We start from the raw sequence: 16,011 nt of genomic DNA, 5'->3' as shown, positions 1-16,011 counted from the left end.
ATAAAACTGACGAAGTCAGTAACCCTACATACGGTAAGGCGACGCTGACGTGGTTTGAAGAGATTTTCGAAGAGTATTAATCAACATAATCTAGTAAATAAGCGTAGCCTTTTTCTTCCATTTGGTCTTTGGGAATAAAGCGGATAGAGAGGCTATTGATACAGTAACGTAAGCCGCCCTTGTCCTGTGGACCATCCGTAAAGACATGCCCAAGGTGAGAATCTCCTACTCGGCTCCGCACTTCCATACGCGTCATATTGTAGGACTTATCTTCCTTGTAGGTAGCGACATCTGGACTGATTGGTTGGGTGAAACTAGGCCATCCGCAACCAGACTCAAACTTGTCCTTTGATGAAAAGAGAGGTTCGCTGGTTACCACATCCACATAGATACCAGATTCAAATTTATCCCAGTAGCGGTTTGAGAAAGCCCGTTCTGTTTGATTTTTTTGGGTGACTGCATACTCCTCAGGTGACAGGGTCTTTTTCAATTCCTCATCACTTGGTTTGGAATATTTGCTGGCATCAATGACAGGATAGGCCGCCTGATTAACATTGATATGGCAGTAGCCATTTGGATTTTTCTTGAGATAGTCTTGGTGGTAATCCTCAGCCACTACGAAATTCTGCAGACTCTCCTTTTCAACTGCTAGAGGCTGATCGTACTTCTTAGCCACCTCATCAAAGACTTGGTTAATCACCTCTAGATCCTTGTCATCTGTGTAGTAAACACCGGTACGGTACTGGGTTCCCACATCATTTCCTTGTTTATTCTTACTGGTTGGATTGATAATGCGGAAATAGTGAAGCAGGATTTCCTTGAGGGAAATTTGATTGGCGTCATAGGTGACATGAACAGTCTCCGCATGACCTGTTTGGTTAATCAATTCGTACTTGGTTGTTTCCCCTCTACCATTTGCATAGCCTGAAACGGAATCTGTTACCCCAGGAACTCGAGAAAAATACTCCTCAACTCCCCAGAAACAACCACCAGCTAGATAAATTTCGTGCAAATCTGCATCTTTACTAACTTCTGTTTTTTTCACTGTTTTTCCTCCTTGGCTAACTGCCGCTTTCTCAATTTGCGAGGCATCTGTCTGCCCTGCATTTCTCATCAATAGAAAATAGAAACCGGTTATGGCTAGAAAAAATACTCCTAGCAACATGATGATTTTTAACTTATCATTCATAGGACACCTCCTAGGCTAATTCCTTCAAAGTTTGTAAAATTGCATCTTTTTCCATGAAACCTGGTTGCATTTTGACCAATTTTCCTTCACCATCTATAAAGGCTTGAGTTGGGTAAGAACGGACGCCATAAGTTTCCAAAAGTTTGCCTGATGGGTCAACTAGGACTGGGAAATTTTTATAATCCAAGCCCTTATACCAATTCTTAAAGTCCGCTTCAGATTGCTCCCCCTTATGTCCTGGTGACACTACTGTCAAGACCACATAGTCGTCGCCAGCTTCTTTAGCAATTTCATCCGTATCTGGAAGACTAGCCAGACAGATGGAACACCAAGAAGCCCAGAATTTGAGATAGACTTTCTTGCCCTTGTAATCAGACAAGCGGTAGGTCTTGCCATCTACTCCCATCAATTCAAAATCAGCCACCTCTTTCCCTTTAGCTGCGCTTGTTTTACTAGCTGTCTGCTCCGTCTTCATTTCATCTTTCGTTTGGTGTTCACTAGTCATGGACTTGCCTGAACAAGCCGTCAAACAAAGGAGCGAACCTGCTCCAAGAACACATGTTTGCCATTTTTTCATATTGATATTCCTTTCCATTTTATTCAAATAATTGACTTAAAATTGAAGCATTTCCAAACAGAACCAAGAGTCCCATCACAATAATGAGAAAACCACCCACTTTTTTGAGGATTCCGAGATAGGGATGAAGTTTTCGGAAATGTTTCAAAACATAACTAGAGGTCAGAGCTAGAAGCAAGAATGGTAGCGCCAAGCCCAACGTGTACACCAACATGAGACCCGCTCCCTGCCAAGCACCTGAGCCACCTGAAGCCGCCAAGGCCAAAACAGAGCCAAGAACCGGCCCCACACAAGGCGTCCAAGCAAAACTAAAGGTCAAGCCCAATAAAAATGCCTGACTATAGCCCTTACCATTTTGCCCCTGTCCTTGCAGTTGTAACCTCTTTTCCTTATAAAGCCCCTTAAAGTGTAGAATCTCCATCTGGTGCAAGCCTAAGAGAATGATAACCGCACCCGTCACATATTGAAACCAAGAAGCATAAAGCAAGTCGCCTAAAAAACCAGCTCCATAGCCCAACAAAATAAATATAAAGGAAATTCCTGCTATAAAGGCCAGAGTTCGTAATAAACTAGTAACTGAGATGGAAAATTTGCCACTAGAAGCCTGAGCACTATCCTTATCATCTAGTAACACCCCTGTATAGACTGGTAACAAGGGTAAGATACAAGGAGAAAAGAAGGATAGAATCCCTGCCAAAAAGACACTTAGAAAAAAGAAAATATGACCCATAAAGTTCCTCCTATCATTTTATTGATAGATTTATTATACTCCTTCCATTTTCGAAAAAACAGGGACAATGATAGGGAAAAATAGGAATTTAATCAGATGATTTAGAAATCTTGGACAAAAACTATACAAAAACTGTCAAAGCACAAAAGCGCATAGTATCANNTGATACTATGCGCTTTTGTAATAGATAAATAGTTAATCTTTTTTAAAGACCGGATCTTTCAAACTCTGAACACTGGCATTGATAACCGCGCCTAGGATAACAATTTTAGCAATCAAGATAAACCAAAACATCATAACAACAAGAAGAACAGAACCTAAAATTCGGACGTCCACTAAATGATGGACATAGTAATTGAGATAACTAGAGAACAGAGTTAGTAAACCTAAAATCACTAAGAGGACAAAGGCACTGCCTGGTAGGGTATAGCTAATTTTCCTGTCAGATAGATTGGGAAGAAAATAATAAAGCATGACCAAGATAGCAAAGAGGAGGGCGTAAGTCAGAGGACCTGCCAACCCTTGTAAAGCCTGATAGATAATGCCATCTTTTGTCCAATAATGAGCAAGTAAAGCCAAAAGCATCTGCCCAAACAAGCTCAAAAACAAGGCAAACGCAAAGAGGAACTGCAAGCCAAAACTGACTAGGAGGCTCACCATCTGATGGGAAATAAGTCCACGACTCTTTTCGACGCCATAAGCCTTGTTAAAAGCTTTTTGCAAGAAATTCATAGATTTTGAAAAACTCCATAGCGCCGACAAGACAGAAAAACTCAATAAACCTGTTGAAGGTTGCGTCAAGACTTCTCTGGCTATTTTTTCCACACCTTCATAGAGGCTTGGGGGCAGGACGTCTTTCATAAAGCCCAGAAGTTCTCCCACAGGAATCTGAAAATAGGGGAGGATATTGACCACCACCAAAAGCAGGGGAAAAATCGAAATCAACCAATAGTAGGCTACTGCGACACTGGTCAACTCACTATCTGATGCTTGATAATAATGCAAAAAAGCTTTTAATAGAGGCTTGTCTATCAGCTCTTTCCACCACTTTTTCATGTCACACTCCTTCACTTATAATCTTATACTCAATGAAAATCAAATAGCAAACTCGGAAGCTAGCCGCAGGCTGCTCAAAGCCCTGCTTTGAGGTTGTAGATGAAACTGACGAAGTCAGTCACATATATAATCCAAGGCGACGCTGACGTGGTTTGAAGAGATTTTCGAAGAGTATTAACTAATTTCTTCTTACCAATTCCACCATATCATACGGCAGGGTATTGGCAGCTTCCTTCAAGGAATAGTTCTCTAAGTTATTGACATTTTGTCGTAACTTCTTGGCATACTTGGTCGTAATCAATCGTTTTTCTTCGTATTCGAAAATCAACTTGCGCTCCAGATAATAGCCCCTCAGCATTTCATCGATATTGTTAGGCTTAACGCGATTGATAACCCGTTCGACAAAGGCACCACTGCTGATAATAGCTGTTTCTCGAAGACGAGACTCCTGCATAAAACTAATCAAAGAGCGTCTATAGACTCCCTTCAGGTTTTCCAAACTTTCAATAATCATCTCTGTATTGGCAAGATAGAGCTCTGCTATTTGGTCGTAATCAAGAGCACGGAGACGGCTTTGCTCCTTGTCCTTCCAGCTACGGAAGGTCTTTCCGAGAGTAAAAACTTCATGAAGGAGAAAACGTAAAATCCGCAAAGAAACAAGGAAATAATAGGTCAATCGTGACGCAAATTTACGATTGATGCCTCGTTCTATATTTTTCAGATAACGTTGGTAAACTCGGTAAGCACGATTGCTAATGTTCCCCTCTTCATAGGCCTGCTCCAAACCATCACTTTCAATACTAAGAATCAAGAGTTTCAAAGCAGCCCAATCTTCTTGATCATCCTGGTTTTCTTGGCTTAAAATGAGATTTTCAATACGTCCATGGTAATTGTCAATAGCCGCATAGAGGGGAAGTTTATTTCTGGTATCTTCCAACTCTTTTTCCAACTCTAGCGTTACTTCATTCAAAATGGCGATATGCATGAGATAGTCCTTGCTTTCTTCCTGTTCGTCAGAAAGCTGAGGCAAGACCACGAGGCCTGTTAAAAAGCTTACAAGTGTCACACCTGCGACGAGGAAAAGCAAGAGAGGATACTCCTGCTCTAGATTACTTGGTATCAGAAGGATTGTAGCAATCGACACCGTTCCCTTAACACCTGAGAAGGTCAAGAGAAGCATGTCCTTCATATACTTATTTAGATTTTTCTTGAGACGTCTAGTCCTATAGGCATAATAGCCATAAATCATGACAAAACGAATAGCAAAGAGGACAAAGGTAAGGGTGACAAGAGATGCCAGCAAGAGCAAGGGATTATAGATTGGATTGGTCAAGATAGGCTCTGCTATCATTTCCAACTCCATTCCTAAAATCACAAAGACAGAACCGTTGAGCATAAAATTCACTGTATGCCAAACTGTCTCGGTCACCGTATCCACTTGGGCTTCGAGGAGCGTAATTTTCTTAAAACGGCTTGCCTTTAAAATTCCAGCAACTACGACGGCAATAATACCTGAAACATGAACTTCTTCTGCCAGAAAGAAGGTCACTAGAGGCAAACTCAATTCTAATAAAAGTTCGCTGGCAATATCCGTTGCTCTCACACTCAGCAAGAAGGTATGCAGGAAACGGTTGGTCATGGCTGTTAAAAAGCCAATTAAAAAACCGCCTAGGATTGAAAAGATGAGCGAACTACTCGCTTGCCCAAGGGAAAAGGCTCCAGTTGTCCAAGCTGTCAAGGCCACCTGAAAGGCCACCAAACCAGAGGCATCATTCAAGAGTCCTTCACCTTTAAGAATATTGGACACGCGCTTAGGAAAGCTAAAACGCTCCGAAAGAGAGGCAAAGGCAACCAAATCCGTAGGCCCAAGTGCCGCTCCAACAGCCAAGCAAGCTACCAAGGGAAGGCTAAGCCAAAGAAGATGGGCCAAGCCACCCAAACTCAGGGTCGAGATAAAAATCACTGGAAATATGAGATAAACAATGATTCGCCAGTGTTTTAAAATAGCTGTAATGTCCGCTTCTTCGGACTCTCGGAAAAGCAAGGGCCCAATAACCAGTGCCAAAAACAACTCCGTATTGAGATGAAAGTCGGTATTGGGTAAAAAGAGACCAATCACAATTCCCAAAAGAATTTGTACCAAAGGGAGAGGTAAAAAGGGCAGGAGCTTATTGGTTGTACTTGAGACAATCAAGACCAGTAAAAATAGTATAAGGTAAATCAGTAATTCCACACACGTCCTCCTTACTCTTTTTTACAACAGGATTCAAATATCTCCTTCTGCTCTTTGATTTTTTGGTCAATCTTGGAACAGTCTTTGTGCTCAATTTTTCTCTGACACCGTTCCATCTCAAGAGCAACTAATTTTTTCTTGATTTTAAGCATTTTTTTGCTCATATGCGCTTGATCTAGCACGCCCACCGCTCGTTCGTGGTGGGTTGATTCAACAAAATTCTGGCGCATGGCATCCAGCTTTTCACGTAGGTATTGTTTATCCATGTCTATATCTCTCTAATTTTTCAATCATCACTAAAAATGGCGGGTTGTTGACTTGGTTTAAAGTTCGGTAAATGGCAGCTGTGTACTCTTGCTGGTTCAACTGGCTAACAAAATCCAAGACAGCATCCCTCTCGAGGTCGCCTCCCTCATGACCATAGTAGATCATGATAGCAATCCGTCCCCCTTTGACAAGCAAATGACACAGCTTTTCTAATGCTTCAATAGTCGTCTGAGGTTGGGTAATGACTGATTTATCAGCTGACGGCAGATAGCCCAGATTAAAAATCCCTGCCTTGGCTTCTGTCACAAACTGGTCCAGTTTCTCATGGCCTTGTAAAATCAACTGGGCATTTGTCAGGCCTGCCTGATGCAAACGCTCTTGGGTCTTTTCCAAGGCTTGTTCCTGAATATCAAAAGCATAGACTTGCTTAGCTAGCTTGGCTAGAAAAAGCGTGTCATGACCATTTCCCATAGTCGCATCCACTACGACATCCTCTTTTGTCACGACCTCAGCCAAAAAATCATGTGCCATCTCAAGTGGTCTTTTCATTTTCAAACTCCTGTTTTACAGCCTTGCATCCTTGAACACTTCCACGACGTCGCATCTCCATCTCAATGCTGTTGAGAGCTTCCCATTTATTGAGGCTCCACATAAGCCCAATCAGCATATCCCTAGGTGCATCTCCTGTGATTCGATGGATGACGATATGTTTGGGAATGATTTCCAGTTGGTCACAGATGACCCTGACATATTCGTCCTGACTCATCAATTGTAAACGTCCCTCATGGTAATCTCCTTGCATACGAGTATTTGTCATAAGATGGAGCAAATGCAGTTTAATCCCTTGAATATCGTTATTCGTGACACAACGGCGGACATTTTCAACCATCATCTCATGGGTTTCACCAGGCAAACCATTAATCAAATGGGAAACAATCTCAATCTTGGGATACTTTCTCAAACGCTTGACCGTTTCCACCTACAATTCATAAGAATACGCACGGTTAATCAGGTCAGAAGTTGCTTCATAAGTAGTCTACAAGCCCAATTCAACCGTCACATGCATGCACTCCGATAACTCAGCTAAATATTCGATGGTTTCGTCTGGTAAACAGTCTGGGCGCATTCCAATATTGATTCCTACCACACCTGGCTCATTGATAGCCTGTTCATAACGCTCTCGAATAACTTCCACCTTTTCATGGGTGTTGGTAAAATTTTGAAAATAAACCAGATACTTCTGAACATCCGGCCACTTACGATGCATAAAGTCAATTTCCTTATAAAATTGCTCACGGATAGGCGCATCTGGGGCTACAATAGTATCTCCAGAACCTGAAACCGTACAAAAAGTACAGCCTCCATGAGCCACAGTTCCATCACGATTGGGACAGTCAAATCCCGCATCAATAGGGACTTTAAAAGTCTTTTCTCCAAAGAGTTTTCGATAATAATCATTCAAGGTATTATAAGATTTTATAACTTTCATTATAACAAAAATCACCCACAATCTCAAAAGCCTGACTTTCCTATAAATTCCTCTGTTTCTCGTTTCCATTAGCCTTTTTTTTATGATACAATATGGGTATGATTTTAATGAAATTAGCATCTATTTTATTATTGATACTGACCTTAGTCGTCTGCATTATCCTAACCAAACTTTTTAGATTAAAAAAACTAGGACGAAACTTTGCGGATTTGGCTTTTCCGGTCTTGGTATTTGAATATTACCTGATTACAGCTAAAACCTTTACCCATAATTTCCTCCCTAGACTGGGGCTAGCCCTCTCAATCCTAGCCATTATTCTCGTCTTTTTCTTCCTTTTGAAAAAACGCAGCTTTTACTATCCTAAATTCATCAAATTCTTCTGGCGTGCAGGATTCTTATTAACCCTTATCATGTATATAGAAATGATTGTTGAATTGTTCTTAATGAAATAGTCGAATCCCTAAGCATTTTCTAGGGATTTTTGCTTTCTCTACAAAATAGTATAGACAATAACACTATACAATTTTATACAAAGAAAAGAGTCTGGGACAATAGTCTCTTATCTCCAAAAAAAGCAACGGATTTGCTGTTGCTTTTTTGCATGGTTGCGATAGTCTTGGTAAAATAGAATTGCCCAATAAACCGTTTAGAAAGGCTATCCCATGCATATTCACTATAACACAAATCAAACAACTTTACCACTAGAAATCAGTTCCTTCTTACCACAAGACCATCTCGTCTTTACTATTGAAAAAGTGGTGAATACCTTGGAGGAACATCACTTCTACGCCTTCTATCATGCCTTTGATCGCCCGTCTTATCACCCTAAAATGCTTGTATCTACTCTTCTATTTGCCTATTCACAAGGGATTTTCTCTGGGCGAAAAATTGAAAAATGGAAGAGTTAGTGACCTTAGATTGTTTGTTTATTGACGGAACTAAGATTGAAGCCAATGCCAACAAGTATAGTTTTGTGTGGAAGAAAACGACAGAGAAATTCTCCGCCAAACTTCAAGAACAGATACAGGTCTATTTTCAAGAAGAAATCACTCCCCTTTTGATTAAATATGCCATGTTTGATAAGGAACAGAAAAGAGGCTATAAACAGTCAGCTAGAAACTTAGCGAATTGGCACTATGATAACAAGGAGGATAGCTACACACATCCTGATGGCTGGTGCTATCGTTTTCACCATATCAAACATCAGAAAACACAGACAGACTTTCAACAGGAAATCAAGGTTTACTACGCCGACGAACCTGAATCAGCCCCTCAAAAGGGACTGTATATGAATGAAGGCTATCAAAACTTGAAAGTTAAAGAATGTCAGGCGCTTTTATCTCCCCAAGGTAGACAGATTTTCGCTCAACGCAAGATTGATGTGGAACCTGTCTTTGGGCAGATAAAGGCTTGTTTGGGTTACAAGAGATGTAATCTGAGAGGGATGCGTCAAGTGAGAATTGACATGGGATTGGTACTTATGGCCAATAACCTCCTAAAACATAGTGAAATGAAATAAGAACAGGACAAATCGATAAGGACAGTCAAATTGATTTCTAACAATGTTTTAGAAGTAGAAGTGTACTATTCTAGTTTCAATCTACTATACAATAAGAGAACGACTCAAAATTAAAAAGCTAGAGTTCCGCAATTGGAAATATCTAGCTTTTTTGTGGTTGAGAACTATTTTGTCTCAGGCTCTTTATCTTCTATTTAGGACAAGAGTTTTTCTTTGGTCTTTAATGATAAAGAAGGTATCAAAATTTCTAGTCTTCTTTTTTACCTTTAGTAACTACTAATCCTGCACTCAAACCTAGAAGAGCTAAACCTGCTGCTACTGCTGCTTGGCTTGCCGCACTACCTGTATTTGGTAACTGGGCTTTATTAGTTTGACTAGCTTCACTTGAATCAATTGGTTTTGTATCTGCTTTTTCTGACACTTGTGGTTTTTTAGCTTCTTGAGCTACTGGTTTGGTTCCAACCAAGATGATGCGGTCTGTCGGAGCTTCTACCACTTCACGGAGTTTTTCTTCCTTACTTCCATCAGGATTAATCGCTGTAAAGATACGTTCTTTACCAGTTTTTCCTTCTTGTTCTACACGAGTTTCACCTAGATACAGTGTTGAATCTTTTTTCTCAACTGTCTTGTAGGCCAAATCTTTTTCAACAAATTCGAGTTTTGGAAAATCTTCTTGTACAGCAGCAACTGTCTTCTCAGAAACTGGTTTTTCCTTAGTCAACTGGATACGGTATTCCTTGACTTGTTTTCCACTTTCTGAAACGAGGCGAACAAGTACTGGAAGACTATCTTCTCCACTATCTACCACAGTCGAAGCTACTTGATTGTTTTCTTCAACTGAGACTTTTGGCCGTTGACCTTTATAGGTGATTTGGTAGTCTTGACGATCTTCAGCGAAATCAGCAAGTTCTTTTCCATCTACAAGAATCTTCGATTGAGTGCTTTCTTGAGGCAATTCGCTTGGTGCAAGGAAGGTCAGCTCAATCATCGCAACACCGCTCTTATCTGCTTTACGCTCCATACGCCATCTCATAGCTTTGGCTTTGATAGCTTTAAATGTTACGTTGATTTCATCACCAGCTGCAATGTCTTTATCCGCACGATAAGGCACAGCTTCCCAATTTTCTGGATTGTTAAATGGATGTCCAGATTCGTAGGCTTGGTAGTTTGAATAGTAGGTAGGCACTTCAAAGTCTGGGCCGACATAACGTTCCAAAACAAGTTTAGATGGTGCATCTGTACCACTATCTACAAAGAACTGAACTTTTCCTTGTGCAACAGTCCGTTCTACAATCTTACCATTTTCACGGAAGATTACGCCTGCTGATACTTCTGGATTGGTAGACGGTCTTGCAGACCAGTTTGTCCAACGACGATTTTCTGAATGATCTCCGTCATTGAGATAATCCACACGGTCATGGGAGCTTCTATCAATATCGTTAGTGGCTGAAGCAAAGGCCTGGTTACTGTCTTCATCATACTCTGGGTTATCTGAAAGAGCTTCGCCTAGCTTGTCTGTCACTCGTACAGTGAACTCAGCAACAAGATCACTACCAAGAACATGGCCTCGAACGGTAAATTGACCTGCTTTTGTCAGATTTTCTGCTGGAACTTCTTCCCATTCAACTGACAAGTCTTTTGTTTCGTAGCCATCTTTACCTGTGAAGTAAACTGGAACCTTAGTCGGCAATTCAAGTGCTTGACCTACTTGTACCAAGCGAGCTTGTTTAACCGCAGCAACTGGTTTATAAGAAAGTAAGTTCTTATCCTTAGTGAAGTGCAGACGGTATTCTCCTAAGATGTCGCCATTTTCAGCTTTCGCGATGACACGAACTGGCTCACCTTCACGAACGCTTGGAACGACGGTAGCGAGACCATTGTTGCTAACACTTGCTGTGACTGCCGGAACTTTTCCATCTACAGACTCAAGGTAGTAGTCTGTCAAATCAGGGTTGAAGCTTGCTAAGTTTTTGCCGTCAACTTGGATTCTTGTTTGTCCTTGTTTGGCTGCCGCAACTTGTTTCGCAAAGATTTGTACCTCTGTGATAGACGTTCCACGCTTGTTATCTGCTTTAACCATGCGAATACGAATAGCATAGGTTTCAACTTTATCAAAGCTAAAGTGGTTCATTTCTCCAGCCTTGAGTTGAGCAGGGGCTTTTAGATTAGTAACTGGTTTCCAGTTGGCAGAATCATTAAAGACATGGTCCTCATTACCAACAAAACTAGGGTTTTTAGGAGCTGTTGGGACAGTCTTACCAACATAATACTCAATCACATAAGACTTCGGTGCACCAACTCCATGGTCTTCGTGGAATCCGACACTTAGATTATCAACGGAGCGTTTGCTCAAGATACCTGAATCTCCAAACAGAACACCGACTGAAGCTTCTGGATTACTACGATTCCAGTTTGTCCAACGATTGGCTGGTTGGTTATTGTAGGAAATGAGCTTGTCATTAACATTTGAAACTGGGTCGCTTGGATTTGAATCTGAAGCAAAGGCAAGTGGCAATTCTGAACCGGTCCATTGGTCAGAAATGTTTGCACCTTGCTCAGTTTGAGCAGATACGCGAACATGAAGTTTAGTTGTTAATCGCGTACCTTCTAAGCGACCATTAACTGTAAAGACACCTTCCTTAGCGTATTGCTCTGGACGAATCGCATCCCATGCAACCTTAGCTGATGAAACGTGACCATTTGAATCATATGTCCGAACGCTTTCTGGTAATTGTGGTGCTTCTGCGATTGGAGTTGTCACACTGACTTCTTCAACTGAAACGATACCTTCTACAGAGACTCTTGCACGCGCTTCAAGGTCAATTCCTTCAACTTTACCTAGTACTTCAAAGGTTTGATAGGAGTCTAGTTTTTCTTTCGGAATAGCTTGCCAAGTGACTTTGTGAGCTTTAGGGAAACCTTTGTCATACTCAACCGTTACTGTTGACGGAAGGGTAGGTTCTTGGTGTAAATCTGTCACTACATTTACTGGACGGATAGATTGCGCAATCTTCTTCTCAGTATTGGCCTGGATAGTGAGATCAACTTGGCCTTTAGCTCCCTCATATTCCGCTTTGAGAGTGACTGCTCCTGGCTTATGTAACTCAAGCATTCCTTTACGAATTGCGACTTCCCCTTCACCACTTGTAAAGAAGGTTACTTTATCAGCTGGTAATACAGCTTGCGTTCCATCTTGATAGTGAGCTCGAACCGACAATTTGACAGTTTGGTCTTCTTTGAGACTGTCAGCTTTTTCCACTTGCAAGCTCAAGTGAGCAATTTTTGGTGCTTCTTCAAGGAATTGAATTGCATAGGTTTGAAGAGGGCCACCATCTTTAGGCTGAATAAAGATGCTCGCACGCATGCCGTTCGCTGCGCTTGCTTGAAGAACTGTCACATCAGCATTTTCAGCACTTGCTGTGACTTCTGGCAGTTGGGCACCATAAGATAGAGTACGATATTGCATTGGTTGTCGACTAGTAAGACCTGTTACTGCCTCACCTCCAACAGTAACAGTTGGCACTACAGGTGCTGCAGCATTTCCTTCTTCTACCACAAGGGTTGCATGAATTGGTTGACCTTCTAAATAACCGGTCGCTTGAATACGAGAACCTGGAATTGCTAACTTAACTTTATCTTCTTCGGCAATCTCCCACTTGTCCACTTCATACTCTTGTACACTTCCATCAGTCAAAACATAGGAAACAGATTTGTCTACAGAATTCAAGTTAGTATTTGGAGCAATACGTTTAACTGTTGGTAATTCTTTCGCAATTGCTAGAACCTCGACATGAGCCTCTACCTCACGTCCATTTGCTGTACCTTTAACAGTCACAACTCCTGCTTGACTAACATCGACTTGAGACCAAGTTACTGGAAGTTTTTCACGACTACCGTCGCTGTATACAAAACCTACTGTTTTCGGCATTTTTGGTTCTTTACCAATTAATGTACGAACTCTTGCTACTTCTGTCCCCAAAACAGTCTTCTCTTGTCCTTCTTTCTTACCAGTAAAGACGGTAACTTGGTCCGATTTCAAGAGATCTGAGTGGGCAGTCAGAGTGAATTTACCTGCTTGTTCAGTTGATTTAACGATGGCAACCCCTTTACCGTTAAAGGCTCTACGGATCCATGAACCATCTGCTTGCGCCTTATAGCGTTCTCGGCTGGCTTGTTCCCCATTATCGACACCGACTAGTTGACCTTGTCCATGCAATTGGAAACGAACCAAATTATTGGCAGTTGGTACAACATTTCCTTCACTGTCTACGATTTCGTAGTAGATGTAAGTCAAGTCTTTTCCATCTGCGGCGATGGCGTGTTCTTCCTTGACGAGGCGAACTCCTGCTGGTTGCCCTGCAGTGGTAATCTTGTCACGTGCAATTTCTTTTCCAGCTTCATCGCGAGCTACAGCTTCCAAGGTACCTGGTTGGTAAGCAACCTTCCACTCAAGATAGAGTTCCTTAGCATTCGCACCTTCTTGGTAGGTACGACCATCGCTGGTTTGTTTTTTGTTGAAGGTCTTAAGACCAAGAGATTTTCCATTCAAGAACAATTCTACACTAGAAGCATTCGAATAAGCACGAACTGGAATCTTACCTTCTGAGTCAGCTACTTTGGATGCTAATTCTTTGTTTTCCCAGTTCCAGTGAGGAAGAAGGTGTACCATCGGTTTCTTCTTAACAGAAACCCATTGGCTTTGGTAGAGATAGAAGTCATGTTTTGGAATGCCGGCTGTATCTACGATACCAAAGTAAGAGCTCTTAACAGGAGTTTGATTTTGGTTGTGCCATGGTGTAGGTTCACCAATATAGTCCGTACCTGTCCAGATAAACTGTCCAGCATAGCCAGCGTTGTCACGGTCAAAAGTCCATGAAGCGGTTGCTGTTTTCCCCCAACCCACACGATCATTCCCATAGTCAGACTGTTCATAATGACGCTCAGGTCCATTGCTATGTTTCAATTCACGTTCAGGGCGATAGTAACTTCCACGTGTACGGGTAGCTGAAGATGTTTCTGATCCATAAATCAACCATTTTGGATGCTTAGCTCTAAGGGCTTTGTAATTATCTTCAGAATAGTTAAATCCAACAGCATCGAGTTCATCAGCAATTTTCTCATGCCCTCCGCTACCATTACCGAAACGGAATTTATCTGCTCCCATGGTAACATAGCGAGTCTTATCAACATCCTTGATAACCTTGACCAAACGTTTAACAGTTGCTAAAGAGTGGGCATCACCATTAGCTTCACCTATTTCATTACCAATTGACCACATGAAGATAGCAGGGTTGTTTTTGCCTCTTTCGACCATGGTACGTAGGTCAAAATCAGACCATTTTTCACCTTTTCGAGCTTCTGGGTGAGTGGCATCTTTTTCAAAGAAACGTCCATAGTCATAAGGTTTCTTGCCACCATACCAAGTATCAAAGGCCTCTTCCTGAACGAGTAAACCTAGTTCTGCTGCGATTTGCAAGGTTTGCTCACTAGCAGGGTTGTGGGTTGTACGGATGGAGTTAACTCCCATCTCCTTCATTTGTTTGAGACGACGGTATTCTGCTTTATAGTTTTCTTCTGCTCCAAGCGCCCCATGGTCGTGGTGCAAGGATACTCCATGGAATTTAATACGTTCACCATTCAAAGAGAAACCTTCATTTGGAGTCCAGTGATAGTAACGGTAACCAAACAAATCCTTCTTAGCATCAACCAATTGACCGTCACGGTAAACACGCGTAATCAATTCGTACAAGGCAGGTTTGTCATTTAAAACGGTCCAGAGTTTTGGTCTTTCAACTTCTAAAATCGCATCTAGGCTTGTTGATTCATGTGCTTTTAAGGTACGACTCTCTGTACGTACTAGACCTGTCACAGCCTGACCACCACGTTCAACGATTTGATATTCTGCTACAAGTTCATGGTCTTTGTCGTCCGTATTGACGATTTTGCTGGTCACATGAGTTTCAACCTTGCCATGTTGTTGTTCTTCAAGTTTTGGTGTTAAAATAGTTGTCCCATTTTTCTCAACATGCACCTTATCTGTCACTTGTAAAGTCACATCACGATAGATACCACTTCCTGAATACCAACGGCTACTTGGCTGTTTGTTGACTGCATGGACAGCAATCACATTCTCACGACCATCTTTGTTCAAATAGTTAGTGATATCATATGAAAATTGGTTATAACCATTTGGATAATGCCCCACTAACTGACCATTGACATAAACTTGAGAATCCATGTAGACGCCATCAAAAGTAAGGCGAACATTTTTCTTGAGGTCTTTTTCATCTAGTTTGAAAGTCTTGCGATACCAAGCTTCCCCACCGTTAAGCTGTCCACCTTCATTTTGTGCAGGAGATTCATGATCGAAATCGTTAAAAATACTCCAGTCATACGGTAAATCCAATTTTTTCCACGTAGATACATCTGCATCCGGTTTAATGACTTCCTTAGAATTTGCATTGAGTTTAAAGTGCCAATTTTGATTAAAATCCACTTTCCTGTCTTCAATCATTTGATTCACTTCTTCATTTGTTACAGCTTTAGCATCTTCCCTAAGCGGTTTTTCTTGACTTGAAGCTTGTGATTCTATCCTTGGAGCTTTTTCTTCCGGTTTAGCAGACACTTTTTCCTCTTTTGGAGTTACGGCTTCATCTTCTTTCTTCTCAGATGCAATAGCCTCAGTTGAACTAGATTCACTTTGTTCTGTCCTTTCAACTACATTTTTAGTTTCCAAAGCTTTATCAGCCTTTTCTTCTACTATCGTTTTTTCCTCTTTAGGTTTCTCAGCAGTATGAGTAATAAGTGTTTCATCCGCATAAACTACAGATTCTCCAGCTATATTTCCTCCTAATAGAACTGCACAAGTCCCAATCATTACTGAGCAAGCTCCCACAGCAAACTTACGAATGCTATAAACTCTTTTCCGATTCCAATGGCCTTTCCCCATAA

General features: G+C 41.4%; 11 protein-coding genes and 1 pseudogene. 3 read left to right on the top strand and 9 right to left on the bottom strand.

The window, feature by feature from the left end:
• Nucleotides 1–76 precede the first annotated feature (76 nt).
• The 8 genes and pseudogenes from msrB to HT729_RS03305 form a co-directional block, all read right to left on the bottom strand.
• Entirely contained in the window at nucleotides 77–1,189 is a 1,113-nt protein-coding gene (msrB, locus tag HT729_RS03340) for a peptide-methionine (R)-S-oxide reductase MsrB (protein ID WP_166731507.1), read from the bottom strand.
• A 10-nt stretch (nucleotides 1,190–1,199) separates the two neighbouring features.
• Nucleotides 1,200–1,766: a redoxin family protein gene (locus tag HT729_RS03335; RefSeq protein WP_172931658.1), complete on the bottom strand. Its 567-nt coding sequence runs from the start codon at nucleotides 1,764–1,766 to the stop codon at nucleotides 1,200–1,202.
• 19 nt (nucleotides 1,767–1,785) lie between these two features.
• Nucleotides 1,786–2,496 (bottom strand): thiol-disulfide oxidoreductase-associated membrane protein CcdA2, encoded by a 711-nt coding sequence (gene ccdA2 / locus HT729_RS03330; RefSeq protein WP_172931657.1) that lies wholly within the window; start codon nucleotides 2,494–2,496, stop codon nucleotides 1,786–1,788.
• A 195-nt stretch (nucleotides 2,497–2,691) separates the two neighbouring features.
• On the bottom strand, nucleotides 2,692–3,552 hold the full coding sequence (locus HT729_RS03325) for a YihY/virulence factor BrkB family protein (RefSeq protein WP_171043494.1): 861 nt from the start codon (nucleotides 3,550–3,552) through the stop codon (nucleotides 2,692–2,694).
• 178 nt (nucleotides 3,553–3,730) lie between these two features.
• Nucleotides 3,731–5,785, bottom strand: coding sequence for a cation:proton antiporter (locus HT729_RS03320; RefSeq protein WP_172931656.1), 2,055 nt, complete (start codon nucleotides 5,783–5,785; stop codon nucleotides 3,731–3,733).
• Nucleotides 5,786–5,796: 11 nt separating this feature from the next.
• Nucleotides 5,797–6,051, bottom strand: coding sequence for a hypothetical protein (locus HT729_RS03315; RefSeq protein ID WP_049521301.1), 255 nt, complete (start codon nucleotides 6,049–6,051; stop codon nucleotides 5,797–5,799).
• Entirely contained in the window at nucleotides 6,044–6,601 is a 558-nt protein-coding gene (locus tag HT729_RS03310; protein ID WP_171035980.1) for a class I SAM-dependent methyltransferase, read from the bottom strand. The genes HT729_RS03315 and HT729_RS03310 overlap by 8 nt, the downstream gene beginning before the upstream one ends.
• Nucleotides 6,585–7,541: pseudogene (locus HT729_RS03305) on the bottom strand (TIGR01212 family radical SAM protein). Before HT729_RS03305 ends, HT729_RS03310 begins: the two are co-directional and overlap by 17 nt.
• A gap of 92 nt (nucleotides 7,542–7,633) precedes the next feature.
• On the opposite strand from HT729_RS03305, the gene HT729_RS03300 reads away from it, so the two are divergent.
• The 3 genes from HT729_RS03300 to HT729_RS12560 all read left to right on the top strand — a co-directional run bounded on the left by HT729_RS03300 (nucleotide 7,634) and on the right by HT729_RS12560 (nucleotide 9,060).
• Nucleotides 7,634–7,993 carry a DUF3397 domain-containing protein gene (locus HT729_RS03300; protein WP_000525408.1) on the top strand — a complete coding sequence of 120 codons (360 nt, stop codon included), beginning with the start codon at nucleotides 7,634–7,636 and terminating at the stop codon, nucleotides 7,991–7,993.
• A gap of 210 nt (nucleotides 7,994–8,203) precedes the next feature.
• Nucleotides 8,204–8,449 (top strand): transposase, encoded by a 246-nt coding sequence (locus tag HT729_RS11935; RefSeq protein WP_031222748.1) that lies wholly within the window; start codon nucleotides 8,204–8,206, stop codon nucleotides 8,447–8,449.
• 164 nt (nucleotides 8,450–8,613) lie between these two features.
• A complete protein-coding gene (locus HT729_RS12560; protein ID WP_321132329.1) occupies nucleotides 8,614–9,060 on the top strand; it encodes a transposase in 447 nt (148 codons plus the stop codon).
• A 247-nt stretch (nucleotides 9,061–9,307) separates the two neighbouring features.
• Here HT729_RS12560 and bgaA read toward each other — a convergent pair whose 3' ends face one another.
• Nucleotides 9,308–16,009, bottom strand: coding sequence for an LPXTG-anchored adhesin/beta-galactosidase BgaA (gene bgaA, locus HT729_RS03290; RefSeq protein ID WP_172931655.1), 6,702 nt, complete (start codon nucleotides 16,007–16,009; stop codon nucleotides 9,308–9,310).
• Nucleotides 16,010–16,011: the final 2 nt, after the last annotated feature.

It is taken from the genome of Streptococcus sp. 79, assembly GCF_013277425.1.
GTDB lineage: Bacteria > Bacillota > Bacilli > Lactobacillales > Streptococcaceae > Streptococcus > Streptococcus pseudopneumoniae.
The sequence above is the reverse complement of the archived record's forward strand: the minus strand, read 5'-3'. Positions and strand labels throughout refer to the sequence as shown.

Coding starts and splice junctions, on each gene's coding strand:
- HT729_RS12560 (WP_321132329.1), top strand. CDS start 8,614: ATGTTTGATAAGGAACAGAAAAGAGGCTATAAACAGTCAGCTAGAAAC.
- HT729_RS03325 (WP_171043494.1), bottom strand. CDS start 3,552: ATGAAAAAGTGGTGGAAAGAGCTGATAGACAAGCCTCTATTAAAAGCT.
- HT729_RS03300 (WP_000525408.1), top strand. CDS start 7,634: ATGGGTATGATTTTAATGAAATTAGCATCTATTTTATTATTGATACTG.
- HT729_RS11935 (WP_031222748.1), top strand. CDS start 8,204: ATGCATATTCACTATAACACAAATCAAACAACTTTACCACTAGAAATC.
- msrB (WP_166731507.1), bottom strand. CDS start 1,189: ATGAATGATAAGTTAAAAATCATCATGTTGCTAGGAGTATTTTTTCTA.
- bgaA (WP_172931655.1), bottom strand. CDS start 16,009: ATGGGGAAAGGCCATTGGAATCGGAAAAGAGTTTATAGCATTCGTAAG.
- HT729_RS03315 (WP_049521301.1), bottom strand. CDS start 6,051: ATGGATAAACAATACCTACGTGAAAAGCTGGATGCCATGCGCCAGAAT.
- HT729_RS03335 (WP_172931658.1), bottom strand. CDS start 1,766: ATGAAAAAATGGCAAACATGTGTTCTTGGAGCAGGTTCGCTCCTTTGT.
- ccdA2 (WP_172931657.1), bottom strand. CDS start 2,496: ATGGGTCATATTTTCTTTTTTCTAAGTGTCTTTTTGGCAGGGATTCTA.
- HT729_RS03310 (WP_171035980.1), bottom strand. CDS start 6,601: ATGAAAAGACCACTTGAGATGGCACATGATTTTTTGGCTGAGGTCGTG.